The organism is Glaciecola sp. 2405UD65-10 (genome assembly GCF_048820975.1).
Taxonomy (GTDB): Bacteria; Pseudomonadota; Gammaproteobacteria; order Enterobacterales; family Alteromonadaceae; genus Glaciecola.
In genome coordinates this window covers 366,700-389,750 of sequence record NZ_JBMEUF010000001.1, presented here as the reverse complement: position 1 = coordinate 389,750, position 23,051 = coordinate 366,700, and the positions used below count along the sequence as shown (strand labels likewise).

Annotated in this window: 25 protein-coding genes and 1 pseudogene; 8 read left to right on the top strand and 18 right to left on the bottom strand. The window is 38.8% G+C overall.

Translation table 11 applies throughout. The features are described from left to right. Positions 1 to 138 precede the first annotated feature (138 nt). On the bottom strand, positions 139 to 2,334 hold the full coding sequence (locus ACOI22_RS01755) for a winged helix-turn-helix domain-containing protein (protein ID WP_420669583.1): 2,196 nt from the start codon (positions 2,332 to 2,334) through the stop codon (positions 139 to 141). Positions 2,335 to 2,643: 309 nt separating this feature from the next. On the opposite strand from ACOI22_RS01755, the gene ACOI22_RS01750 reads away from it, so the two are divergent. Beyond that, complete coding sequence (locus tag ACOI22_RS01750; protein ID WP_420669581.1) at positions 2,644 to 3,135, top strand: hypothetical protein; 492 nt, start codon at positions 2,644 to 2,646, stop codon at positions 3,133 to 3,135. On the opposite strand, the gene ACOI22_RS01745 is transcribed toward ACOI22_RS01750, so the two are convergent. Together ACOI22_RS01745 and ACOI22_RS01740 are read right to left on the bottom strand one after the other, a co-directional pair. Beyond that, a complete protein-coding gene (locus ACOI22_RS01745; RefSeq protein WP_420669579.1) occupies positions 3,132 to 3,836 on the bottom strand; it encodes a cupin domain-containing protein in 705 nt (234 codons plus the stop codon). The two genes, ACOI22_RS01750 and ACOI22_RS01745, sit on opposite strands and share 4 nt — an antisense overlap. Further along, positions 3,833 to 4,726, bottom strand: a complete 894-nt coding sequence (locus tag ACOI22_RS01740; protein WP_420669577.1) for a LysR family transcriptional regulator — start codon at positions 4,724 to 4,726, stop codon at positions 3,833 to 3,835. The genes ACOI22_RS01745 and ACOI22_RS01740 overlap by 4 nt, the downstream gene beginning before the upstream one ends. 119 nt (positions 4,727 to 4,845) lie before the next feature. Between ACOI22_RS01740 and ACOI22_RS01735 the strand changes: the two genes are divergently transcribed. The 3 genes from ACOI22_RS01735 (at position 4,846) to ACOI22_RS01725 (ending at position 7,649) form a co-directional block, all read left to right on the top strand. Next, on the top strand, positions 4,846 to 5,553 hold the full coding sequence (locus ACOI22_RS01735) for a CoA transferase subunit A (protein WP_420669575.1): 708 nt from the start codon (positions 4,846 to 4,848) through the stop codon (positions 5,551 to 5,553). Between the two features lie 2 nt (positions 5,554 to 5,555). Continuing rightward, a complete protein-coding gene (locus ACOI22_RS01730) occupies positions 5,556 to 6,212 on the top strand; it encodes a CoA transferase subunit B (RefSeq protein WP_420669573.1) in 657 nt (218 codons plus the stop codon). Between the two features lie 102 nt (positions 6,213 to 6,314). Further along, positions 6,315 to 7,649, top strand: a complete 1,335-nt coding sequence (locus tag ACOI22_RS01725; RefSeq protein ID WP_420669571.1) for a DEAD/DEAH box helicase — start codon at positions 6,315 to 6,317, stop codon at positions 7,647 to 7,649. On the opposite strand, the gene ACOI22_RS01720 is transcribed toward ACOI22_RS01725, so the two are convergent. From ACOI22_RS01720 to ACOI22_RS01710, 3 genes are all read right to left on the bottom strand, one after another. Continuing rightward, positions 7,646 to 7,906 carry an EF-hand domain-containing protein gene (locus tag ACOI22_RS01720; protein ID WP_420669569.1) on the bottom strand — a complete coding sequence of 87 codons (261 nt, stop codon included), beginning with the start codon at positions 7,904 to 7,906 and terminating at the stop codon, positions 7,646 to 7,648. The genes ACOI22_RS01725 and ACOI22_RS01720 overlap by 4 nt on opposite strands. A 95-nt stretch (positions 7,907 to 8,001) precedes the next feature. Next, the gene (locus ACOI22_RS01715; RefSeq protein WP_420669567.1) at positions 8,002 to 8,994 is read right to left on the bottom strand and encodes a rhodanese-related sulfurtransferase; all 993 of its coding nucleotides are present in this window, start codon (positions 8,992 to 8,994) and stop codon (positions 8,002 to 8,004) included. A gap of 112 nt (positions 8,995 to 9,106) precedes the next feature. Then, a complete protein-coding gene (locus ACOI22_RS01710; RefSeq protein WP_420669565.1) occupies positions 9,107 to 9,661 on the bottom strand; it encodes a hypothetical protein in 555 nt (184 codons plus the stop codon). 233 nt (positions 9,662 to 9,894) lie between these two features. Here ACOI22_RS01710 and ACOI22_RS01705 point away from each other — a divergent pair, with 233 nt between their 5' ends. Beyond that, positions 9,895 to 11,544, top strand: a complete 1,650-nt coding sequence (locus ACOI22_RS01705) for a response regulator (protein ID WP_420669563.1) — start codon at positions 9,895 to 9,897, stop codon at positions 11,542 to 11,544. Positions 11,545 to 11,636: 92 nt separating this feature from the next. Here the strand turns inward: ACOI22_RS01705 and ACOI22_RS01700 are convergent, their stop codons facing one another. The 7 genes from ACOI22_RS01700 to ACOI22_RS01670 form a co-directional block, all read right to left on the bottom strand. Next, complete coding sequence (locus ACOI22_RS01700; protein WP_420669561.1) at positions 11,637 to 11,999, bottom strand: hypothetical protein; 363 nt, start codon at positions 11,997 to 11,999, stop codon at positions 11,637 to 11,639. Positions 12,000 to 12,066: 67 nt separating this feature from the next. Continuing rightward, positions 12,067 to 12,441 (bottom strand): hypothetical protein, encoded by a 375-nt coding sequence (locus ACOI22_RS01695; protein ID WP_420669559.1) that lies wholly within the window; start codon positions 12,439 to 12,441, stop codon positions 12,067 to 12,069. A 97-nt stretch (positions 12,442 to 12,538) separates the two neighbouring features. Continuing rightward, positions 12,539 to 13,084, bottom strand: coding sequence for a GNAT family N-acetyltransferase (locus tag ACOI22_RS01690; RefSeq protein WP_420669557.1), 546 nt, complete (start codon positions 13,082 to 13,084; stop codon positions 12,539 to 12,541). Between the two features lie 157 nt (positions 13,085 to 13,241). Continuing rightward, on the bottom strand, positions 13,242 to 13,622 hold the full coding sequence (locus ACOI22_RS01685; RefSeq protein WP_420669555.1) for a DUF6980 family protein: 381 nt from the start codon (positions 13,620 to 13,622) through the stop codon (positions 13,242 to 13,244). A gap of 175 nt (positions 13,623 to 13,797) precedes the next feature. Beyond that, entirely contained in the window at positions 13,798 to 14,031 is a 234-nt protein-coding gene (locus tag ACOI22_RS01680) for a hypothetical protein (RefSeq protein ID WP_420669553.1), read from the bottom strand. Between the two features lie 161 nt (positions 14,032 to 14,192). After that, positions 14,193 to 14,627 (bottom strand): energy transducer TonB, encoded by a 435-nt coding sequence (locus tag ACOI22_RS01675; protein ID WP_420669551.1) that lies wholly within the window; start codon positions 14,625 to 14,627, stop codon positions 14,193 to 14,195. A gap of 96 nt (positions 14,628 to 14,723) precedes the next feature. Next, positions 14,724 to 15,137: a GFA family protein gene (locus ACOI22_RS01670; RefSeq protein ID WP_420669549.1), complete on the bottom strand. Its 414-nt coding sequence runs from the start codon at positions 15,135 to 15,137 to the stop codon at positions 14,724 to 14,726. A 248-nt stretch (positions 15,138 to 15,385) separates the two neighbouring features. Between ACOI22_RS01670 and ACOI22_RS01665 the strand changes: the two are divergent. Beyond that, positions 15,386 to 15,865, top strand: a pseudogene (locus ACOI22_RS01665) (phage integrase N-terminal SAM-like domain-containing protein). On the opposite strand, the gene ACOI22_RS01660 reads toward ACOI22_RS01665, so the two are convergent. After that, positions 15,854 to 16,696, bottom strand: a complete 843-nt coding sequence (locus ACOI22_RS01660) for a DUF6279 family lipoprotein (protein ID WP_420669547.1) — start codon at positions 16,694 to 16,696, stop codon at positions 15,854 to 15,856. The pseudogene ACOI22_RS01665 and the gene ACOI22_RS01660 overlap by 12 nt on opposite strands. A gap of 68 nt (positions 16,697 to 16,764) precedes the next feature. Here ACOI22_RS01660 and ACOI22_RS01655 point away from each other — a divergent pair, with 68 nt between their 5' ends. Beyond that, positions 16,765 to 17,760: an ATP-dependent 6-phosphofructokinase gene (locus ACOI22_RS01655; protein ID WP_420669545.1), complete on the top strand. Its 996-nt coding sequence runs from the start codon at positions 16,765 to 16,767 to the stop codon at positions 17,758 to 17,760. A gap of 37 nt (positions 17,761 to 17,797) precedes the next feature. On the opposite strand, the gene ACOI22_RS01650 is transcribed toward ACOI22_RS01655, so the two are convergent. Then, positions 17,798 to 18,259 carry a DUF962 domain-containing protein gene (locus tag ACOI22_RS01650; RefSeq protein WP_420669543.1) on the bottom strand — a complete coding sequence of 154 codons (462 nt, stop codon included), beginning with the start codon at positions 18,257 to 18,259 and terminating at the stop codon, positions 17,798 to 17,800. A gap of 160 nt (positions 18,260 to 18,419) precedes the next feature. Between ACOI22_RS01650 and ACOI22_RS01645 the strand changes: the two genes are divergently transcribed. Beyond that, positions 18,420 to 20,252, top strand: a complete 1,833-nt coding sequence (locus ACOI22_RS01645) for a M61 family metallopeptidase (RefSeq protein ID WP_420669541.1) — start codon at positions 18,420 to 18,422, stop codon at positions 20,250 to 20,252. A gap of 7 nt (positions 20,253 to 20,259) precedes the next feature. Here the strand turns inward: ACOI22_RS01645 and ACOI22_RS01640 are convergent, their stop codons facing one another. From ACOI22_RS01640 to yejK, 3 genes are read right to left on the bottom strand one after another with little or no spacing between them, the layout of a single operon-like run. Next, positions 20,260 to 21,081 carry a M23 family metallopeptidase gene (locus ACOI22_RS01640; RefSeq protein WP_420669539.1) on the bottom strand — a complete coding sequence of 274 codons (822 nt, stop codon included), beginning with the start codon at positions 21,079 to 21,081 and terminating at the stop codon, positions 20,260 to 20,262. Between the two features lie 14 nt (positions 21,082 to 21,095). Then, entirely contained in the window at positions 21,096 to 21,977 is an 882-nt protein-coding gene (locus tag ACOI22_RS01635; RefSeq protein ID WP_420669537.1) for a 6-carboxytetrahydropterin synthase, read from the bottom strand. After that, positions 21,977 to 23,032: a nucleoid-associated protein YejK gene (yejK, locus tag ACOI22_RS01630; protein WP_420669535.1), complete on the bottom strand. Its 1,056-nt coding sequence runs from the start codon at positions 23,030 to 23,032 to the stop codon at positions 21,977 to 21,979. Before yejK ends, ACOI22_RS01635 begins: the two co-directional genes overlap by 1 nt. Between the last annotated feature and the right edge of the window lie 19 nt (positions 23,033 to 23,051).

Genomic DNA, 23,051 nt, shown 5'->3' with positions numbered 1-23,051 from the left:
GATTAGCCTGGGGAGTGACTTAAGTCGCTTATGAAAGTATTAGGTTTTCAATTATAAGAATTTAGCTTGCTGAAAAAATTCAACATTCTGATTTTAAAGGTTTTTTGGCAAACCTTATGGAAACCTTATGGCCACTAATTATTCTATATTAACGTTAAAAAGTGTATTACCTGAGAATTTCGAGGTAGTCACAATTACGCTTTCGTTGTTTGGGTGCATTTGAAGCACTAACACCCCTACCGCGCCAAAGTCGAACACCAACTTTGATTCACTGCTAGTAAAAGACTGTTGCCACAACTGGGTAATATTCTTCTTAAAAAATAAACTCTCGCTATTTGCAACCCAAGTTGTGCCCTCAGAATTCTCTAACGGAATTGAAAATTGTAAGTTACCCGCAAAATCTAAAATAAGTAATTTACTGTTTAAGTCTTCTATTGCAATGTATTTATTACCAGCAAGGCTTAAACGTTTAGCTTTCATATCTTTAAACAAACTTGTGGTGCGGTCTTTAATTGAATATAAGCTTGGTTTAAATACCCCGTCATCATCGTTTAAAAAAATAAGCGTATCGTTATTTAACCAATCCACGCTTTTAATTTTATTTTCAAATGTAAATTCGCCGGCTATATCTAAACTATTGCTGTTATAAATTGTAATAGTGTTTGAAGTCGTAACTAAAAATGCATCTTTTGAGGGTGACAACGCAAGCGATACTTTATTCTCTGCAGAAATATCTCTTACTTTCTTTCTTTTGCTGCCATCTTTAAGCCATATTTGATACTTGTTATTAGATTCAAGATAAACACCCCGCCCCTCATCATTTAAAGGAATGTAAAGCATTTCATCGCTAAAAGAATTTAATAATGGTGTTAATGTGGCATCAGTATCACTGAAGTTAACAGATACTATATCGTGATCTAAATACTTAGAAGCAAATACAAAACGTGATTTGCTGAGCATCGTAATGCTGATGTACGGATTCACCTTATTGTCTAGGTCTAGTTTAACTACATCTAAATTTTTAGTGGTTAAATCTAATGTATTTACTTCCCAATTTTTAATATTCAACCAGCTTATTTGTGTACCATCCTTGTTCCACACAATAGATGAAACTACATAGTCTAGCTCAAGTAATGAAGCTTGATTGCTCCCCTCAATATCGCTTAAATATAAAGCCGAACTTGTCCCTGAATCCCTATAAAAAGCTACTTGAGACTTGTTAGGTGAAACAGCCGGATATTGATCACCGTTTCCCGTTATACTGGGTGAGCTAATTTGATATTCGTCTTGAGTAACTAGGTCTCTAGAAAAAATAGCGGTTCGAGTTATTTTCCCACGGTAATTAGTTTTACTATAAATGAGTGTATTGGCATTATTTAGTAGTTGCCCTCTAATTGTTTGATTGCCTTCACAGTTAAATAGCTTATTGTGATTTGAAGTCTCACTCGTTGCTGAAAAAGGTTTTAACCACAGCTCACAATTTATACTGCCATCTATCATTTTTAGTAAGCGATAAACCAAATTACCCTTGTTATCGATTGCTACTGGGAAACTTTCGTAATCATGCTCAACCACTACGCGGTTGGTTCCGCTGTTCATATCTTTTATAAAAATGTTTAAATCACTTTTACCTTCAGGGCGATATGAATATGCTACGAAACGTTGATTAGGGCTAACTATTGGAAATAAGGCTAAACCTTTGGTAAACAACATATCGCTTGTTTTGGCATTGGCAAGCCTTGTGGTCGTTTTTTGTGACGAATCAAAAACTACTTCACTTGAATCGTGTGAAGTAAGAGGTAAAAAAACATACAACAAATAAATAAGCACAGTTAAGAGCAACAGTGCACTTATTAACTTAAATTGCTTAAGTGGTATCTTTCTGGCTAAATTTTCATCATTTGGAGAGATAGTTGTTGCGCTTTCCTCTGCGCTATTATTTGGGTCTGCTGAATGTTCCGTTTGCGCTGTTACAGTGTCCGTGCTCGTTTTCCATACAGGAATTACTGTTGGTTCAAAGCTATACCCTTTTTTATAATGCGTTTTTATAACGGGTTTAGTTAACTCAGTACTGCTTAAACTTTTTCTTAAAGTCGAAATAGCACGATTTATTGCGTTGTCATCAACAAAACCTTGCTTCCAAACTTCATCTACTAACTCTTGACGGCTAACAATGCGCTCATCATTTTTTAAAAAATATATTAACAAATCAAAAATTAGCGGTTCAAATTCTAACTTAACACCATTGACTTCAACACGCTGAAGGTCTGGGAATACGCTAAAGTCCGCGAAATTATATGAGTGTGGAAAATTCGGAGACTGCACCTGCTGCATAAGCAATGTTTATCCTTTTAGAGCGATATTAGCCATGGTCGTAAATATAGATACTACTAAGTGACTGCAGTATACATTTATGTATCGGCAAAAAACATATTATCAATAAAAATTAATAGCTTACACATCCTCATAGGGTCCATCAGCCTAATCTTTTTTAAATTATGGAAACTGAGAGTCATGTATCCTACAACACGTTTAATAAACCGGCAGTTTATAATTTTATCTCAATATTGAAAGTAACTTTGATGAAACAAGGTCTAGTTTAGTATCAAATGCTAAATGAATTATTTCTATTTTAGGAGCACCATGCAAGGCCATTTTTCAACTAGTCAAATTATCAAATACTCTCTCATTTCGGGCATCGTTGCGGGAGTGCTGTTTATTGCTTTTCAATCACTGTTTGCCATGGGAACCATTACCGGCCGGCATGCACAAACTTACATGGAACTAGGTGCATACTCAATATTGCAAGCAAGTGTTATGGCATGGCTTGTTCATTTACTAGTATCAATCGCCTATGCTGGTGTGAGTACGATAATATTTGCGATTAACCCCTCTATTTGGGTAAGCATTGCTCAAACAGTTGCTTTAGGTTGGGTTACAACTTTACTGGCAACGCCCGCAAATGTGTTTGTGATGAAGTTACTTGGAACACTATCAGTGCCGGCCTTAAGTTCACTCCCTCCGGTTAATACAAGCATCGATGCAAAGTTAGTGTTGCATATTGCGTTCTTTGTATTAGTAATTGCCATACTTTATGTGTTCCATAAGCGCTCAAACAATCCGAACGCATCTTAAGTAGTGTGGCTACGTAAGTTTTTAATTTGCTGTGGCACGTTCAGCAAATGGTCATGCTTAAGCCAAATTGTCATTTCAGTATTTGCTTCAATAACAATTGAAGCATCTACCCCTTGCCTAAACCAAAAAGCCTGACGAATTTGCATCGAAGTTAATTCGTTTGTTGGCGTTATAGTTCCCTCACCTTCTAGAACAAAAAGCTCAAGCCCGTCGTGTTTGCTAAATGAATAACTTTCACCGGCTTTAATACGAAGCACCGTCACTTTTTCATGATTGTTTTCATATAAACAACAAAGTTCGGTTTGCCCGCTCGTTTTATCAAATTTATCATAAATATTAACATTCATTTGAAAACGATCAGCTAGTTCAAATTGCCATAGTTTAACAAGGATTACGCAGCCTTCATCAGAAAAAGGGATGTGTGATGACTGCGGCGGGTTTCGTATATAGGTACCGGCCGGATAGTCACCATGTTCGTCTTGGAACACGCCCTCCAACACTAAAAACTCTTCACCGCCTGTGTGAATATGGCCTGAAAAATGACTATTAGGGGCATATTTAACCAAACTTGTTGCGCGTGCAATTTCATCCCCTATTCTGTCAAGCGGTTTACGCTCTACACCTTTCATTGGCGACACCTGCCATGAACTTGCATGTGTATCTATTAGTATATTTTTTGAAAAATCGCTATTAATATTCATAAGGTTGCATTTCCTTTTTGCTCTAATACAAGCAGTAATTGTTGTGCCGCTACCGACAAGCTATCTTGCTTACGGTAAATTACTCCAATTTGTTTATTAAAAGCTAAATCACTTACGTTTAAACAAACCAATCCTTTATTTTGCATTTCATGCTTGCAAAGCTGAGGCACAATTGAAATACCTATATTACTCGCTACCAATTGCCCAATAGTACTAAGTTGCGAAGCCTCCGTAATAATTTTAAGCGATATATTGGCCTGCGCCATTGCTGTATCTAACCACTTTCGAATACTCGATTCTCTATTCATGGCAACAAACGGAAATTCAGCGATTTCTTGCAGCCTACATGACTCTTTTTTAGCAAGGGGATGAAATTGCGGCATAACCACGCAAAATGAATCGCTCATTAAAGGCTGGAAACTCAAACCCTCTAATGCAGGGGGAGTAAATACAAAGCCTAGTTCTGCTCGTTGTTGCTTAACATTATCAATCACTTTTTCCATCACAACATCAAGAATTCGAATGCTTATATTTGAAAATTGCTGAGTAAATGTTTGCAGAATTTGTGGAAGTGGGCCGCTAGCAAAAGACGGCATTGCTGAAACCACTATACTGCCCTGCTGCGCAGTAAATAAAGCTTTTACATCATCTATTGCGCCTTCGTAATCTATTAAAACCCGTTGAGCTTTGGGAAGAAACAATTTACCTTCAGGGCTTAATTCCACACGCCGCGTGCTGCGGATAAATAACTGCCCGCCTAGTTGGGACTCCATATTTTTAATCGCGGATGATAAGGCCGGTTGAGACAAAAATAGTTTTTGCGCCGCTTCTGCAAACGTGTTTGATTTAGCGACTTCTACAAACGCTCGCATATTTTTATAAGAAATCAAATAAACACCTCATTATTCCATTTTATCTAATAATCATATCATTAAATCAATTTTACAAAAGCATATAAGTGTTAAATACTAAAGGTGTTCAAAAAACAATCACTATCAGGAGGGTTTTAATGGCTGGCTTTAACAAAGTGGTAAATAGCCTTGAAGAGGCAATGCAAGGCCTTGAAGATAACATGACGATAATAGCCGGCGGTTTCGGTTTATGCGGCATACCCGAAGGGCTTATTGCACAAATTAAAACAATGGGCACCCGCGGCCTTACTGTAGTATCTAACAACTGCGGTGTAGACGGTTTTGGCTTAGGCGTTTTATTGGAAGACCAACAAGTCAAAAAAATGGTGTCCTCTTATGTTGGTGAAAATGCCCTATTTGAAAAACAATTACTTAGTGGTTTATTAGAAGTAGAACTCACTCCGCAAGGCACATTAGCTGAAAAAATGCGTGCTGCTGGTGCTGGTATTCCCGCATTTTACACTGCAACTGGCTACGGTACGCCGGTTGGAGAAGGCAAAGAGGTAAAAGAATTTAATGGCCGCCCTTATATACTAGAAGAAAGTATTGGAGGAGATTTTGCCATAGTAAAAGCATGGAAAGCTGACCGTTATGGAAACTGCGTGTATCGACATACCGCTATGAACTTCAACCCAATGGCAGCAACGGCAGGTAAAATTACGGTTGTTGAAGCCGAAGAAATTGTTGAGCCTGGTGAACTTGCTCCAAGTGAAATACATACGCCGGGCATTTACGTAAACCGCGTGGTAAAAGGCAGTTTTGAGAAACGCATAGAGCGTAGAGTTTTAGCAAAAGAGGAGAATTAATCATGGCATTAACACGTGATCAGATTGCAATGCGCGTTGCTCAAGAATTTCAAGATGGCAACTATGTAAACCTTGGTATTGGTATTCCCACTCTAGCCGCTAACTATGTACCAAACAATATTGAAGTCATGCTGCAATCTGAAAATGGCCTGCTTGGCATGGGCGCCTATCCAACTGAAGAACAAGTAGACGCTGATATGATAAATGCAGGCAAAGAAACCGTTACAGCCATTACCGGGGCTTCTATATTTTCCTCAGCTGAAAGCTTTGCCATGATCCGCGGCGGCCACGTTGATTTTACCGTGCTAGGAGCGTTTGAGGTTGACGTAAACGGTAATATTGCTTCGTGGATGATACCTGGAAAATTAATAAAAGGCATGGGGGGAGCCATGGATTTGGTGGCAGGAGCAAAAAATATTATTGTGACTATGACCCACGCTGACAAATACGGTAACTCGAAGTTATTGCAATCATGCACCCTTCCCCTTACCGGCGTAAATTGCATTACTCGCATCATTACTGACTTAGCTGTTCTAGAAGTCGCCAATGGCGCATTTCATTTAAAAGAACGCGCTCCGGGTGTAAGTACTGATGAAATTAAAGAAAAAACGGCCGGTAAACTCATTGTTGAGGGTGACATTCCAGAAATGACATTTTAAATGAGCAAATTAATGCTATTTTTGAAGGCTTAATATTTAGCTACAGTAAAACCGTTTAAGTGAGTATAATAGCGCTTTATTATTTAATTGAGCGCTATTTTTTTGTTATTTTCTGAACTGCCTATTGACCATCGTATAGTGAAAAACCTCACTATTATGCAACTTGCCAACTTGACTGACATCCAGCAACAGGCAATTCCTCATGCTTTATTAAATAAAGATATTATTGCAGCTTCAAAAACTGGCTCAGGAAAAACCTTAGCGTTCGTTGTACCCATGGTGCATCGCTTATTAACCCAGCGTTCGCTGTCTAAAGCCGATCCCCGAGCTTTAATACTGGCTCCTACTCGTGAATTAGCAAAACAAGTATTTGGTGTTGTTCGCCAGGTAATTGCAAATACGCAGCTTCAAGCCAACTTAATAGTAGGTGGCGAAAATTATAATGACCAAGCTAAACTGCTGCGCCGTAATCCGCATATAGTAGTTGGTACGGCTGGGCGTATTGCTGACCACTTAAAAGATAAACAAGTTTTTTTAAATGGCCTTGAATTATTAATATTAGATGAAGCCGATAGAATGTTAGAGCTTGGATTTAGCGAACAATTAGCCCAAATACATAGGCAGGCTGATCATCGCAAACGCCAAACTATGATGTTTTCAGCAACTATTGAACAAGCCCAAGTAAAACAAATGACTCAAGAGCTGCTTAATGCGCCTCAAAAAATAGTGGTAGATAGCTCACATCAGCCCCATAAGGATATTGAGCAACGTTTTTATTTGTCAGATGGTGTTAGCCAAAAAGATACCCAGTTAACAAAGCTAATTAGTATTAAAGAACAAGAGCAAGCCATTGTATTTACCGCCACCCGTGAAGACACGCAACGATTATGCGGCATGCTCAGTGAAGCAGGTTTTAACGCGGTCGCATTAAGTGGTGATTTGCTACAACAACAGCGCAACCAAATACTTTCTGATTTTAGCCAAGGTAAATTCTCGGTACTAGTAACCACTGATTTAGCCGCCAGAGGCTTAGATATTCGAAACGTTGCTTTGGTAATTAACTATGATTTACCTAAGTTCCCAGAAGAATACATTCATAGAATTGGGCGAACTGGGCGCGCAGGCAATACCGGATTAGCGCTTTCTATAGTAGGAAAGAAAGATTGGAAAAGCTTTGAGAGTATTAAAGCCAACTATATTAATGATGCCGAGTTTTTAAGTATTGAAGGAATAGAAACTCAATTTAAAGGCATTAAGAAAGTAGTGGCTAAAAAAGCGAAAGTTAATAAGGCCAAACCGGCCGCGGCGCAAAATTCAGGTAATAAAAAAGCGCCTAAAAAGCGCTTTAATAATGCAGATTCAGTAGAATTAGGCAATATTCCTATTAAGCGCAAAGCGCGTACTAGCAATCTTGATGATTCTATTGACGAAGATTAGTATTCCCACCAAGCTTCTTGCCACCACTCCAAAAACTCTTCAAAGTCGATGTAACCATCGCTGTTGTCGTCAATCATGTTGAAACCTTCTTGTACATGATTGGCTTTAGTTTTTGGCGAAAGTATTGTCAACATTTCGATAAATTCTGGTAAATCTATTTGGCCGTTATTATCACGGTCAAAATATTCAAATTCTTTGCGAATCTCTGCAATCTTATCAGCGCTCAAATTTGCTTCTGGCGATTTTGCGTCTGTCATATCTGTTACATCCATCTTTCAAGTGTTATCAGAAGTTTACTCTTTTATCATAAGGGGTGTCTAGCTAAATAACACTCGGTTTACCTAGTTGAATACTACTTCGCTTGGTTTTTCGCTAAGGCTCGTTGGCGTTGCGCCTCAGCTTTTTCTTGGCGCTTTTGCAACATAATATCCCGAGCTTCGGTTCCCACATGTTCTTGGGCTCTTTGTTTAGCAAGGTTTACTTGTTTTTCACGCTCTCTAAATCGCGCAAGTTGTTCGTCTGTATGGGTGCCAAAGCACGCTGGGCAACTTACCCCAGCTTCATACTTGTCACTTTGTTTATCTTGTTCAGTTATGGGCAAACGGCAACCGTAGCATTGGTCATACTCACTTTGTTCTAAATCATGATTAACCGCTACACGGTTATCAAATACAAAGCAGTCTCCTTCCCATAAAGAATCTTCTTTAGGTACGTCTTCTAAATACTGCAGAATACCGCCCTCTAAGTGATATACCTCGTCAAAGCCTTGCTCTTTTAAGTAAGCTGTAGATTTTTCACAGCGTATACCACCGGTACAAAACATAGCGACTTTCTTGTGTTTTGCTGGGTCTAGCTCTTTAGCAACATATTCAGGGAACTCGCGAAATGAAGCGGTTTGAGGATTAATAGCATTTTTAAATGTGCCTATTTCAATTTCGTAATCATTGCGAGTATCTACCACTGTTACATCAGGGTCTGAAATCAGTTCATTCCAATCTTTAGGTGCTACATAAGTGCCTACGGTTTTAAGGGGATCTATACCTTCTACACCCATAGTCACAATTTCTTTTTTTAATTTCACTTTAGTGCGGTAAAACGGCTGCTCTTTGTGCCATGAAAATTTATGTGAAATGGGCGAAATACGATCATCATTGTTGAGGTATTCTAAAAGGGAATTTATATCTTCTTGCGAACCAGAAACGGTGCCGTTTAGGCCCTCTAGCGCAAGTAAAATGGTACCTTTAATACGGTGAGATTCCATAAAATCTCTAAGCGGTTCACGCATGTCTAAGTAATTTTCAAGCGTGACGAATTTGTATAAAGCACATACTAGGTAGTTGTTCATATTGTTTCCTTTGCGAGTTGGAACGTAAAACCAAGGCAAAATTGCGGCGCGAAGATTACCACACTAGTACGGAAATTTCTAACCTTAGCTTTTATGCTTTAGGGCAAGGGATTTAAGAAAAAAAGTTTTCTGCGTCTTGAATAACTGAAAATAAATCGGTTTCGTTTAATGGCTCTTGTGTTTTACTGGTGTTTGCGGCCTCCTCTTGAGGAGCCGTTTGATGAAGCAATTGCGTTTGATAAGGCATGTTATGCTTAACTTCGTCATCTATTAGTATTTGCTCGGCTGCATGGTGCAAGGCTTGTGGGAAAAAACTGTTCTGCCAGTGTATATCTGAAGAAATACTATGATTATTTGAACTATTTATAGCTGACTGCAAACGTTCAATATAGAGCAAGTGACGCGAATAATCGCTTTCACTAGCATAAAGTGGAGATTTAGGAGCGCTAGGTAATTCCAAGACATGTTCAAGTGATGGATTTTGGACATTAGCATCAAATTCATAGGGTATATCATTAGCAGTATTAGGAAGCTGCATTGCCAAGTACAAACTAAATAATGACCCGGGCGTGTTACCATGCACACTGCCATTGGCAGCGTCATTTTTAATTTTATGCAGGCTATTATTAAGCCTTGCTTCATGTACTAGCCAATTCAGCGAATTCATTGCTTTTTAAAATCTACCTAACATTATAAAACTCAGCGAGCCTTAACCTAAATTACAACGCGTATAAGCTTATCGGCAACTAGGCAAACAAACTCAAGGCTTAGCGTTATTAGCCGATAATTAGAAATAATAAAAACATCCAAATCTGCTACAGTATATAAAGTGTACAATATATATTAAATATACTTATCAGCCATCCATTCTCTAGTTTGGATTTAACTTAATAGGGTATTATGACCACCTTAGACTATTCGAATAAACGATGTTTGATTGTTGAAGATCGTAGACCCTTTCTTATGCTAATGCGTGGGTTAGTTAATAGTTTAGGGGCAACTAAAGTTACAACGGAATTGTCAGCTGAATCTGCCATTAAAATATGTAAGAGCGTAAAGTTTGATATTATAATTTGCGACTTACATTTAGGGAATAACCGTAAGAATGGCTTTGAGTTTTTAGAAGAAATCCGAAAATTGCACCTAATTCGCCCGTCTACAGTTTTTATAATGGTAAGTGGTGATAGTACGCGTTCAATGGTACTTGGCTCGCTAGAAAAACAACCTGATGATTATCTAATCAAACCTTTTTCACAAGCACAATTAAACGCTAGGGTGTCGCGCGCTATAAGCAGACGTATAGCGCTTTCGGCTTTATATAGCCAAATAGACCATCAAAAATATGCTTTGAGCATAGAAACCTGTAAGCATTTTTTAGCAACCGAGCCCCGTTACAAAAACCACTTATTGCAAATTATAGTTCAATTATTTTGGAAAACTGAGCAATATGACGATGCACAGCAGATTCTTGCCAGTATTTTGAAACAACGTGAAGTACAATGGGCTTTGTGTAGTATGGCCAAAACGCTTTTACTTAAAGGTCTATATGAAGATGCAATTAACACGGCCAAGCGTGCCATAGACACATCTAAAAACAATGTAGAAGCTTACGACATATTGGCTGATGCCTATCTTCAATATAACAAAAAGCCTGAAGCCTTAAAATTTATCCAAGAAGCTTTAAGCTTATCCCCTCTTTCAATAAACCGTCATTTTAGGGTGTGTGAAATAGCTCGTGAAAACGGTGACTATGAATTAGCGATGCAAAGCGCTAAATCAATTTTTGATTTGTCAAAGCGCTCTGTGCATAAAAATATAACGCATATGTGCGGATACGTACGAAGCATACTTGATTTAGCTGAACACACAGAAGATAGCAGCGCCCAAAATAAGTACATGCAAGATTCATTGATGGCCTTGCATAAGGCTAAAAGTGAAGAGAATTTACGATCGCAGTTAGATGATTTTGATTATGATATATTCGAAAAGCTTGTACACTCGCGAATGCTTTTTATAGAAGATAAGCCCAGTGAAGCAAAACAAATTTTGGAAGAGAGCCAAGTTGAAATTGAAAAAACATTTACTGAATATCCGGTTGCCTTAGCAGCCGACAGTTTAAAAGTCATGATTGATTTATGTGATTTCGAAGAAGCCCATAAATTGAGTAAAATTATACTTTCCAACCCTGATAAAGTTGATAATTCAATTATATACTTAGCAGAGAATGCTGGAGTAAAAACACAAGCCAAAAGAAAAGAGTATATTCAACTTAATAAAGTAGGCATTAAGGCTTACAGCGAAGCGAAATTTAAAGACGCTTATGACTTATTCACCTCTGCTAGAAAAATTGCCCCACTTAATATTGGTGTATCATTAAACTTACTACAATGCTTATGCAAACTAATAAACACCGCAACAAAAGTTGAAGGTAAATACATAGTAGAAGCCAGGGAGTTATATAGATTTATTACCAGTTTGCCTCTGAAGAACACTCACCGAGCCAAATTTGAAACAATGAAGCTAGAAGTTGAAACGCTCATTGATGAATGAAATCACTAACGCTATCACTTCGTAATTATTCTCTATTTTCGTTAGGTAATCACTCATTTATACATTTCTTTCCATGTTTTAGTTATAAGCGTTCAAACTAAAGTGCCATTCATTACTAGGCTTGGCATAAAGAAAAAGCCAGCAAATGCCACTGAACCACTTAAGCCAAAGGCAAAACAGCAGAAAGTAGCTTGCACGAAAAATACCTTTGGCTTTGCTGATGCGCTTGTTTGTATTGCTACAATAGCAAGCTGAATTTTCTGGTTTAACTTGTTGTAGATATTTTGAACATGCCTAACTAAAGGCATGAGGTACATAGCGAAAAATGCGAAAGCAACTTCTATACCGCCAAACTGGGCAAGAATAGCAATCTCTGGCGCAAATGCTGCAACACAAACAATGGCTAGGCCACAAAGGGCTTTTTGAAGTAGAGTTAAATCTTCCCAATTTTTCATTTTATTCCTTTAAGTACATAATGCTTTACCTAAGCCGTTTTTGGACGCTCTTCCTAAAACGGGTCAACTACACATCCCTTTTATGACGAACAAGTGACTTTAAACCAACAAACGTTAGACTTATCATTATAAATAATGCTGAAAACAACGAAACATTTGCTTCAAGTGGTGAGTCCAAAAGACCGAAAAAAACCCATGGCATCAAAACTATATTACACAAAATAATACTTAAAAAGGAAACTACAAATCTATTCTGATGAATTTGTGTGGCTATCCAAATATTACTTGCTACCAGAACAAAGCCGACTTGCAGCACCAGCATACTCGGAATTACTAATATAAAGGCTAGCAGTTCGTAATAATCCGCATATCCACCATGCCCTGACTTTACTCTGTGGTTATTGCGAAGTGCTTTACTTAAGCGTCTGAACGGGCTTTGCATGAGTAAATCTAACGCCGCCTTAATGTGAGTGCACGTGTGCCATGTTTGAGCGATAGCGACTTCGGCACGCGTTCACGAGTTAGACTTGAAGGCTTTGTCATATTTGCTTCCAATTTTCGCGTAACATAGCGTAATAAATATGATTTGCTATGCGTCCGTTTAAGTTTTCTGCGTTTGTGATTACACCCTCTTGAACAAAGCCCAAGCGCTCACAAACACCACGGCTAGGCATATTACCCTCACTTACTGGTATTTCTACCTTATCAATATCAAAATATTCAAATGCCCAATCAATTAAGAACTTACAACTTGATGTCATAATTCCTTTTCCTTGAGCATGTTGCGATAGCCAATAACCGATTTCTACTTTTTTTAGGCTCAAATCGATATAGTTAAAACCTATGCAGCCTACAACATTCGATTTGTAGAGTATGAAACAAACTAGAGATTTTCCATCAGCATACTTATGCAATGAGTCTTTTATGAAATTCTTGTAATGTTCAATTTCTTTCGTATGTGGTGGCCACGCCATCCACTCCGATAAATATGCATTCTGTTCTTCAATTATGCTGAATACTTCTGGTGCTCGATGATAGTTAATTAACTCTAGACATAATTCGTCATGAATTTTTAGACTAAACATTTAGACTCTCCCTCCCTAGTTAGCTCACTTTAGGTACGCTCGCATACATACCGCCAAGCTCACCTGACAAATATTGATACACTCGTTTTTGTACATGTCGCGTAGCTCCATTTTACACAAAAACGCGGAGGTTTTGGCGTCACACTGGAAGCGTTTGTTAGCAGTGTTGCCTCCATGACTTCGATTTATATTTTTCAGGTATTTCTTGATCCCAAGGATCATCGTAGCCAATTGATTCCAGAGTATCAAACCATAAATCCCGCTTACTTTCTGGCAACTTTGCGCCGCACCATGGGCAATTATTTATAGTAAGCTGGCTGTTACCGTCTCCATGCTGAATGGAATATTCATCGAACACTTCATCATAATGTATAGTGGCATCATTGCAATCTTTTGGGTTCGGATGCTGTTCACAATAGAACTCTGCATATTGGGCCATATGAGCACAAGGATAATCAGCTACGGCCACTCCTCTTTTCTCAAGGGTGTCTACAAGTACTGCATATTTGCATTCCGAACAAGAACGAAAATGATCCATCACCATTTCTTGGAGATTACCATCGAGGGAGTTAATATCACCTTCAATCCAACATTTTTTGAATTCGCTACAGTCCATGACTCTCCTGACGGCTAACACCTCATTAAGAGGCGATTTACTGCTCTTGTAAATTGTCCGACTTCAATAGTTCTGTTAAGTTTCTAATGTAAAAGGGTTATTTGTAATCTTCACTTTGATTCTGAGATAACTTCTTATTTTTTGCTCGAATACGAAAAATTTCAATAATATTTTGTAGTGTCAAGAAGAAGCAAATCCCAGCAATTATAAGGCATCCGAAAAATAATTGAATAACGATATCTCTCGCCCAAAAAGCCATACCTGCGCAAATTAAACCTACTGATAGCTCAATTAAAGCAGATTCCCATAATGGACCTGTATTTGTCGACACTGGTTGCGCGTAGTGCTTAATCTTGTAGCCCATATATTCCTCTAGGAAACTTAACTTCCAAATATGGGGCGCAAACATGTGTGCGATAATGGCGAAGCCGCGCACGTGTTTGCGTCCCAACGAGCGATAGCGAGTGACATAATTTTTTTGTTATGTGAACGCTATTCGCACGCCATATTTGCCTGTTGCTTACACTTTGAAATAGATTCTTCCGCTGTACTACCCCCCATACAGAAATCTAGCCTCAATAGCTTTTCTTCGCGGATTGGGGTATTGGCGTCAGCCAGCGTCCAATCCCAATCTTTAATAACTTTTGTTCCTGGCTCAGAAATAACCTTTTTAGGAACTGAGCTAATAAGATCGATGCTTTCGGTTGAACCACTTTCGTCGACTATTACCTTAAATATTCCACAGCCAGCAATTCCCTTCATTGCCAACTCTACGGGATAGCGTGGCATGAATTGCTTCTCTCTAAGCCAAGTACTTTCGGCATTTGTTGGATTCAAATGAGTTAATTCTACAGAGGCATAATTACCAGCAGCAAGTACACCAGTAGACAGAAAATAGGTGACGAAAAGTAAATTTTTGTAGTTCATAAAACCTTCCTTAGTGAGTTCACATAACACTTTGCATAAGCGGTTTTGATTGGTCTTGTCAAAATCCGCTTGATGCATTTGTTAGGCACGTGCATGCTAAGACCTCGTTCTTGATGGTTCGAATCTATCATATCTTGGTAACTCTGCATCCAAATCTTCCCAGCTAGCTTTTGACGATATAAAGTTATGGGATATGGGACGCTCAGCAATGGGTGAATCTAATAAGCCCAAACGAATCCTAAGTTTACTTGGGTTATCCGAGTTAGAACTGAATATTGGTGACGCACAAACAGTGCAAAAATGCCTCTTTTTACCTAGTTTGAACTCATAAAAGCCAAGCTTACTGCCATAGTCTATGACTTTACATTTATTCGTATCAATAAAGCCATTAGTAGCGAAAGCAGTTCCACTATTTTTCCTACATAAAGAGCAATGGCAGTGAATAATATCGCTTATAGGGCCAGTGATTTCCACGTTAATTGCACCACACAAACAAGAACCTTTATACATGGATAAATCCTTTATTTTGATATCTAACTAATAAGTGCCTAACAACTTATTATGAATACTCCATAATAATTGCGAAAATTTTTCATCAAATAAGCTCTACATATTTTATTTTTATCAATACTTTACACTGTTATTTGTAGCTTTTTCTACTGTTATTTTTATGTTCTTACTATGAATTCATAGTAAGAACATAATTTGCTTATTTCTTTCAAATAACTGGCCTGTAGGTCAATTATCTCTTTTTTTAAATGTTGTTTACTGAGCATGCTCAGTTTCCAAGCTTATTAATAAAGGAGTCAGTATCGGCCAATTCACCATATTTAGAAAGTATTCAACATGTTATGAGAACCAAACATTATTCAATACAAACTGAAAAAACGTATTTATTGTGGATAAAACGGTTCATTTTATTTAGTGGAAAGCGGCACCCTAAAGAACTTGGTGAGCAATAGGTAACAGCGTTTTTAACGCATCTTGCGGTAAACCGGCAAGTAACGTCATCTACTCAGAACTTAGTTTTATGCGCTATTGTGTTTATGTATAAGCATATTTTTGAGAGGGAACTCACCTTATTGCCAGATGTAATAAGGGCGCGAGCACCACACAAATTTATACACACGTATTGGGTCAACATGCATCAGGTGCTGTCAGCCCTTTTGACAATGATTAAAATAAATGGGCTTTCTGCTGTCTTAGAATTATGCCCTACTCACTTTTTATTTGGCTAAGTATTCAACATCTTCAATAAGGTCATTAATTTCATCCACTAGTTTTTCTTTTTGCTTGTTAGAGCTTAATGCGAGCAAGCCTAAAAAATATTCGCTGCTTGCTTCAATGTTGCTTTGGGTAATTTGATTAAACGCTTCGCTTCTATACTGTTCTGGATTGATAATTAGTTCAAGCAATGCGGCTTCAAACTTAGCGCCACGTTCAGGGTTATCAAATACGGCTTTTAATGCTCTTTGATACTCACGGCGGTATTCAAGCCACAATACGCTGGTAGATTCAAACCGCTCTGTATACGTTTCAATGAATTCTTTTTGCTCAGGCTGTAACTTACCTATCCATCCTTTCACATTTTTTTGATTGCGCTTAATCCAGCGTTCTTTGCGCTTCTCATCAGAGCGCTCCTTATTTTCAAATATCTCTTCTTCATCTTCCTTATTTTGCTTTTCTAAAGCATTAAAGAAGTATTCAATTTGTTCTTCATCTAAGGTTTTAGCTAGGGTTACTATATCTGGGGCTACGTAGCTTCGCGCCCGCTCCCAGTGTGACCTTGCTCTTTCACGGTGTGCTACAAATTTTGACGGGTCAAGCTGGTCTTGCTCTACTTCTTTAATAATATCTTGTAACTGTTGCTTATATTTAGGCAGTTCTTGCGCCTTGTGCCACTGCATCCATTTTGCCAGCATTTCATCAAATTGATCTTCTTGCTTACTGCTAAGTTCTACATAATCATCTAAATACCAATACACAAGCCAATCAATGTTATTGTATGCAAACCGAGTAGAGCAAGCGCTAATCATCAACACGCATAATAATATAACGATTTTTTTCATACGCTGGTTCTCCTTTATTTTTATTTTGTATATCCTAATTACGACTCTACCTTTTAAAAAGGATTCAAATGACCATAAAAAAAGTTGCAGTACTTACTTCTGGTGGCGATGCACCTGGCATGAACGCTTGTATTCGGGCAATATGTTTACGCTGTGAACACCACAATGTTGAAGTGCTTGGCTATAAATCGGGCTACATAGGTTTGATTAATCAAGACAACATGATTTTACACCCAAGCATGGTACACAATTTAATTCAGCGTGGCGGTACACTTTTACATAGTGCTCGATGCGAAAAATTTAAGCAAGATGAATACATTAAGCAAGCGGCCAAAAACCTAAATGATGCTGATATTGATGGCCTAATTATAATTGGTGGTAATGGCTCATTCAAAGGCGCTGAAAAACTTCAAAGCATGTGGGATAAACCCGTTATTGGTGTACCCGGTACAATTGACAACGACATAGCTGGAACTGACTACACAATTGGATACCACACGGCTATTCAAACTGCGGTTGAGTCACTCGATAAAGTTCGTGACACAGCAGAGGCATTCGAAAGAATATTTTTAGTCGATGTAATGGGCAGAGAAGCCGGTTTTATTGCCTTAAATTCTGCTATATCTAGCGGTGCTGACCACGTGTTACTGCCTGAAACGTTTACTTCGGCAGCCGAAGAGCTGGTTAAGATTTTAGATAAACTGGATAAACGCCGTCATCATAGGGCGAACTCTTCGCACATTATAGTGGTAACAGAGAACATATGGCCAGGCGGTTTGGAAATTTTAAAAGACTCCTTGCATGCCGAAACCGGCGTAGCTGTTCGAATACTCACTTTAGGCCATGTGCAGCGCGGTGGTTCGCCAGTATGGCAAGACCGCCTACTAGCCAGTAAATTAGGTGACTTTGCAGTTGAAGAATTAATGAGAGGAAGTAAGGGGGTTATGGCTGGAGTAAGAAGTGCTATCCCAGTGGCGGTTAAATTTAGCGAAATTGAGAACGCAAAGAAAACACTCAACCCATATAGTATGAAAATGTTAGAAAGCATCACATTACTTGGCTAAGTAATGTGATGTAGTACGCATAAAGCTGCTTGCTAAATTAATACTGAATATTAAAGCGCTTTAGCCAATGCCCCCACCACCATGCAGGGCCTACAAGCAAATAGCGTAAATCTTCAAAGAAAGATGGCTTTTTACCTTCAATTTTGTGCCCTACAAACTGCAGTATCCACATTATTACAAACAGTGCCAAACTAAAGTGAAGCACGTTTATATTGGCGGCCTCTAAAAACTTGATACCATAAAAGGTTGCAATCATAAGTAGTGTCATTGCTGCGCCAATGGGCCCGGAAAGCTTAAAGTAATAATACAACGTGGGAACCGCAAATATATGTGCCCAATTAATATTATATTGCGCAATAAATGCCGGTACGGGAATAGACCAAATAAGGCCAATGGTAACGAAGAAGATACTGGGTACCGCTATAGCATGAATTAAAATATTGGTTCTGTTTGTATGGCTTTCACTGTATCGATTTAATAATCTATCAATTTCGCGCATTTCTACACCCCTGTGTATTGTGTACTTAACTGCTTGCATATTTTTATTGTTAACGTTTAGTTTACATTTGATCTGCATAAATACAAGAGCGGGCACCAAATGCACTATAAAATACAGTGCGCTTAGCTTATGCTATGTACAAAATTAAGCACGCAACTATATGAATTTATACAATATGACCACAAGCACCATTCGTTATGACCTTAGCTTACTTAGTAGCACTGAACATCTGCTACAAGTAAACATGTATATCAATCACTTATCTAGCAATGAAATTGAGCTTAGTTTACCGGCATGGATACCGGGGAGTTATATGGTGCGTGATTTCGCTAGAAACTTACACGCATTGCAGGCTGCATGCCCAAACAACGAAAGCGCCAAATTGGAAGTTACTCAGCTTAATAAGCAATCGTGGAAAATAAGCTGTACAAAAGGCGAAGCGCTGGATGAACTGTTAGTCACTTACCAAATATATGCTTATGACCTATCAGTAAGAAGCGCTTTTATTAATCAAGACTACGCATTTTTTAATGGCACCAGTGTATTTTTATATATAAACAACGTTCATAATATTAAACATAGCGTAACAATAGATGAAGCTAGCTTTGCTTCACTTACCCCAAATGCATTGTCGCGAATTGCCACGGCTATGCCTAAGAGCAATGTGCATACACCTGGCAAAGCGGCTTACACATGTAATAATTATTATGACTTAATTGACCACCCTTTTCTGATTGGGTGTTTGAATTACCACAGTTTTAGCGTAAACAACACGGTGTTTCACTTAGCATTTACTGGTCAGCACCCTTACGATCTTCATCGAATTGCTGATGATCTTACACCCATCATTAAGCACCATATGGCTCTGTTTGGTGAAATTCCGTGCGAAGAATATTGGTTTATGACCTTAATTTGTGATGGTGGTTTTGGTGGGCTCGAACACATTGCTAGCACCGTGCTGCAATACAACCGTTTTGATATCCCTTTTGTTGGTGATAACAAAAACATCACACCGGGCTACCAACAGTTTTTAAGTTTATGTAGCCACGAACTATTTCATACTTGGCACGTTAAACAAATTAAACCGCAAGTAATGCATCAGGTAGACTTATCTAAAGAAGTGTATACCCCGCAGCTATGGATTTATGAAGGTTTCACTTCACTATATGATGATTTAAGCTTGGCGCGCACCGGCCTTATTTCACCAAAAGATTATGTGCAGGTATTAAACGAAACGCTTACCCGTTTATTGAAAAACCAAGGGCGTCATAAACAAAGCGTGAGCCAATCTAGCTTTGAAGCATGGTCAAAATTTTATAAACAAGACGCAGGCTCGGTGAATCATATTGTAAGTTATTACAATAAAGGAGCCGTAGTGGCTTTATGCTTAGATATAACTATTAGGCAGCATTCACAAGGAAAGCATAGCCTAGATACAATTATGCAATTGCTTTGGAAACAATACGGAAAGCCGTGTATTGGCACCCCTGATGATGTGATTACCCAATTATGTGAAAAGGAGTTAAATTTAGATATTAGCCACTTTCTGAACATGGTCACCAGCACTACGGTCGACCTACCTTTACACAGTATTTTGCAGCAAATAGGTTTACAACTAAAACTCAGACCTTCACAAAATGCCCTTGATAAAGGCGGAGAGAAACCCTTAAATAACAAAACTGACTGGGGCGCGGTTGTATCTTCAGTTGATAAAATGTTACGAGTAAACGCTGTTTATGATGGGCGCGGTGCCAGTAAAGCGGGTTTAATGCACGGAGATACAATTGTTGCTGTTGATAGTTGGCAGTGTGACGAAGCAAAGCTTATAACAATACTTAATCAAAAACATGTTGGCGAAACACTGCCTATACATGTATTACGTGATGCTAAATTAATTGAATTAGAATTTACAGTGAGTGAAGCCCCAGCAGATACCTGCGCAATTACCGTTGAAGATGAAACGCTGTTTCATACCTGGCTAGGGCTGCAATAAAGCAGCTTTATTTAGCCTTAGGTAAATCGACTAGTAAAGCTGGGTCTAAGCGTTCTTTAAACCAATTTATTCGCCAATCTAAATGGGGGCCAGTTACGCGCCCTGTTGCCCCTATTTCACCTATTAGTTCACCTTGCTCCACTCGCTGCCCTTCTTCTACATGCAATTTACTCATGTGAATAAAGGTAGAGCTCACGCCAAAGCCATGATCAAGAATTATTGTGCCGCCAGAATAATACAAATCCTTATGTGCCATGCGAATAGTGCCACCGGCTGGCGCAATTATAGGCGTACCGGTTTTATTCGCTACATCTAAGCCATAATGCGGCCGTTTTGCTTGCCCGTTAAATATGCGCTGCGAGCCATATACCCCGCTTATTCGGCCCTGTGCAGGTAAAATGAAATCAGCTAAAAAATCTAGCGCATCAGTATTATAGGCACGGGCATTGGCAACGGCTTTGTTGTCTTGCCTTATACGGGCTAGCACCGCTTCGGGTGGGCTTACGTATTTTTGTTCAACACCTTCTATTTTATCAATGTTGTATTGGCGTTTAGCTAGCGAAAGCGTCATGTTTTGTAAATCAGTATCATTTTCACCGCGCCAAGAAAGCGTTTGTCTTAAGGCCGCATCACGGCCAAACCCAAATGCAAACTCACCATTTTTCGACACTAATACATTTTTACCATTTAAGAATAATTCAGTACCAGGGCTGGTTTTGCCACGAATCAACGAACCTTGTGTTAATTCGCCCAATAACATTGGCTGGCTGGCCATTACACTGGCACTAAACAAACATACACTCACAAAAACAAGGTGAATAAATCGCATATTAATTATGCCCACTAGTCACAATTATGCCCACTAGTCACAATTGCGCCCTTACCAACGCCTTCAAATGCGCGTACCTCAAGTTGCTTGCTTGTTTTCATTTGTGTTTGTTCAAGCACGTACTGCGCTAAACACTCTACGGTAGAATCATAAGCAATTATTTCGCACACTGACTTATCAATCGCCATTTCAAATTCACCTTGTGATGCTTCGTATTTAAAGCAATACACCTCAGCATTTGGCTCAATGGCAAAACTTAAATCACTTACCTCAACCAAATCAAAATCACTACCTATGTAAATATCACTCCAGCGCTGGGCCCAATATGATTGCCACTGAAGTGAATCAACGCCCTCTTCTTTAATAATAATTTTTGACCTGTGACCATGCGCAATACGCTGACAATTTCCTTCATGCTTTTTTAAGCCGTGGGTGTAATGGTAAAATGGTGTATTAATTACTTCCTCACGTAAGGAAATTTCAATGTCATGCACGTTTTCAGGCAGGTGTGTGGTAATTACATCTTTTAAATAAACCGTTACACTTTGCTTGTTTATTTCGCTGTCATAAACAAAAGCATAAGCTTCTGGCGGGCAATTTAACGCAATTGATTTTTGCTCAGCAAATACGAAATCCACTTGCACTCGCCCATCGTCAGCACGGGGATGAATATTAGTGCTACGATGTTCTGCAGGTATCACCAACTTGTGATCAACGTAGTCATCAATGATGCGTTTTAACTGCTTTTTCACTATACCGAAATCTTGCACCATGCTTTCATCGTTCAAGCCACCATCTAGCACTACATCAACAATCCAGCTTTCACCCACCATTCCACGCACTGGGCAAAGGTAAGAGAAATCCATTACGGTTAAATCATTTACAAATAATTTCATTACTCAGTATCGCCCTCTTGTTCGCTAGCATAACTATTATCTTGCGAACTGCTTTTACTTAACTGATCTTTTAAATTAGGCGGTAAACCCACTATTGTTAAAGTATCAGTATGCGGGTTGTAATGCACTTTTTGGCCTAAATGCTTACGGTCAAAACTTATACTTAATCCGCCACCGGCGCCCGAGTATTTGTTCATGGAATTTAACATGCTTTTGTCGGCCTGAAACTTTGGCTCCAATGGATTTTCCAATCCAGCGTTGTAATCGGAAAAGCTATGGTTACTTTCCGTCATTTTGGGCAATATTTCATCAATATCGCTTACATTAACATCTTCGCCCATGCCTGCTCTTTCTTTGTAGTACTGCGCCACTGAGTCTCGATGCTGGTGTTTTTCATTGGCATCTAACGGCTGCGAGGCTAAATAAGTATCAAGTTGCTGTACAAATTGCTTATTTTGCACTTTGGTGTCTACTTTTTCTTCGCAGCCTATAAAGTTCATAAAGAAATCAGATACTTTTCTACCCATTCTGCCTTTTATAAAACTTATGTAGCGAAAATCCTGTGGTGACGTTTCAAGGGCGGTCAAATCTATCCTTACGGCAATTTGCATTTTGCTCAGTTCAAGGAAGCGATTTTGCGATAAATCCAAATCTTGGCTTACCGTCACAAGCTCTTTAGTATCTAGCATGGCTATCATTAAGTAATCGGTTGCTAAGTATTCATACTGACTAAAAATCACATAGCCAGTTTCAATCATGGCCTCTTCAGTAATGGCACTCAACAGCTTTTCACTGGCTTGAACGCTAAAATCATAAAACGATAAGCTTTCAGCGAAATATGAATCAAGCAAGTTTTTAACCGTTGGATCTAGCAGTTCGCCAAAGCCGCCAACGCCTTTGCTTGGTTTGCCACTAAAATTACTGTGTAGCTGTGCGGCTAAGTCACTAATAGGTTCGGAAATCTCAAAACAACTAGGACGAGGGATAAATACAAGTTTACCCTCTTCGTTTAAATTAATTTGGTGGACAACAAACTGGTTTACGTTTGCACTCATAAAGTTATGATTACCTTTA

What these genes read in the sequence shown, in the direction of transcription:
- ACOI22_RS01690 (WP_420669557.1), bottom strand. Translation starts at nt 13,084, where the DNA reads ATGTTTAGTCTAAAAATTCATGACGAATTATGTCTAGAGTTAATTAAC.
- ACOI22_RS01700 (WP_420669561.1), bottom strand. Translation starts at nt 11,999, where the DNA reads ATGAAAAATTGGGAAGATTTAACTCTACTTCAAAAAGCCCTTTGTGGC.
- ACOI22_RS01735 (WP_420669575.1), top strand. Translation starts at nt 4,846, where the DNA reads ATGGCTGGCTTTAACAAAGTGGTAAATAGCCTTGAAGAGGCAATGCAA.
- ACOI22_RS01640 (WP_420669539.1), bottom strand. Translation starts at nt 21,081, where the DNA reads ATGCGATTTATTCACCTTGTTTTTGTGAGTGTATGTTTGTTTAGTGCC.
- ACOI22_RS01675 (WP_420669551.1), bottom strand. Translation starts at nt 14,627, where the DNA reads ATGAACTACAAAAATTTACTTTTCGTCACCTATTTTCTGTCTACTGGT.
- ACOI22_RS01645 (WP_420669541.1), top strand. Translation starts at nt 18,420, where the DNA reads ATGAATTTATACAATATGACCACAAGCACCATTCGTTATGACCTTAGC.
- ACOI22_RS01695 (WP_420669559.1), bottom strand. Translation starts at nt 12,441, where the DNA reads ATGCAAAGCCCGTTCAGACGCTTAAGTAAAGCACTTCGCAATAACCAC.
- ACOI22_RS01705 (WP_420669563.1), top strand. Translation starts at nt 9,895, where the DNA reads ATGACCACCTTAGACTATTCGAATAAACGATGTTTGATTGTTGAAGAT.
- ACOI22_RS01670 (WP_420669549.1), bottom strand. Translation starts at nt 15,137, where the DNA reads ATGTATAAAGGTTCTTGTTTGTGTGGTGCAATTAACGTGGAAATCACT.
- ACOI22_RS01715 (WP_420669567.1), bottom strand. Translation starts at nt 8,994, where the DNA reads ATGAACAACTACCTAGTATGTGCTTTATACAAATTCGTCACGCTTGAA.
- ACOI22_RS01635 (WP_420669537.1), bottom strand. Translation starts at nt 21,977, where the DNA reads ATGAAATTATTTGTAAATGATTTAACCGTAATGGATTTCTCTTACCTT.
- ACOI22_RS01660 (WP_420669547.1), bottom strand. Translation starts at nt 16,696, where the DNA reads ATGAAAAAAATCGTTATATTATTATGCGTGTTGATGATTAGCGCTTGC.
- yejK (WP_420669535.1), bottom strand. Translation starts at nt 23,032, where the DNA reads ATGAGTGCAAACGTAAACCAGTTTGTTGTCCACCAAATTAATTTAAAC.
- ACOI22_RS01650 (WP_420669543.1), bottom strand. Translation starts at nt 18,259, where the DNA reads ATGCGCGAAATTGATAGATTATTAAATCGATACAGTGAAAGCCATACA.
- ACOI22_RS01730 (WP_420669573.1), top strand. Translation starts at nt 5,556, where the DNA reads ATGGCATTAACACGTGATCAGATTGCAATGCGCGTTGCTCAAGAATTT.
- ACOI22_RS01720 (WP_420669569.1), bottom strand. Translation starts at nt 7,906, where the DNA reads ATGACAGACGCAAAATCGCCAGAAGCAAATTTGAGCGCTGATAAGATT.
- ACOI22_RS01710 (WP_420669565.1), bottom strand. Translation starts at nt 9,661, where the DNA reads ATGAATTCGCTGAATTGGCTAGTACATGAAGCAAGGCTTAATAATAGC.
- ACOI22_RS01655 (WP_420669545.1), top strand. Translation starts at nt 16,765, where the DNA reads ATGACCATAAAAAAAGTTGCAGTACTTACTTCTGGTGGCGATGCACCT.
- ACOI22_RS01685 (WP_420669555.1), bottom strand. Translation starts at nt 13,622, where the DNA reads ATGGATCATTTTCGTTCTTGTTCGGAATGCAAATATGCAGTACTTGTA.
- ACOI22_RS01755 (WP_420669583.1), bottom strand. Translation starts at nt 2,334, where the DNA reads ATGCAGCAGGTGCAGTCTCCGAATTTTCCACACTCATATAATTTCGCG.
- ACOI22_RS01750 (WP_420669581.1), top strand. Translation starts at nt 2,644, where the DNA reads ATGCAAGGCCATTTTTCAACTAGTCAAATTATCAAATACTCTCTCATT.
- ACOI22_RS01745 (WP_420669579.1), bottom strand. Translation starts at nt 3,836, where the DNA reads ATGAATATTAATAGCGATTTTTCAAAAAATATACTAATAGATACACAT.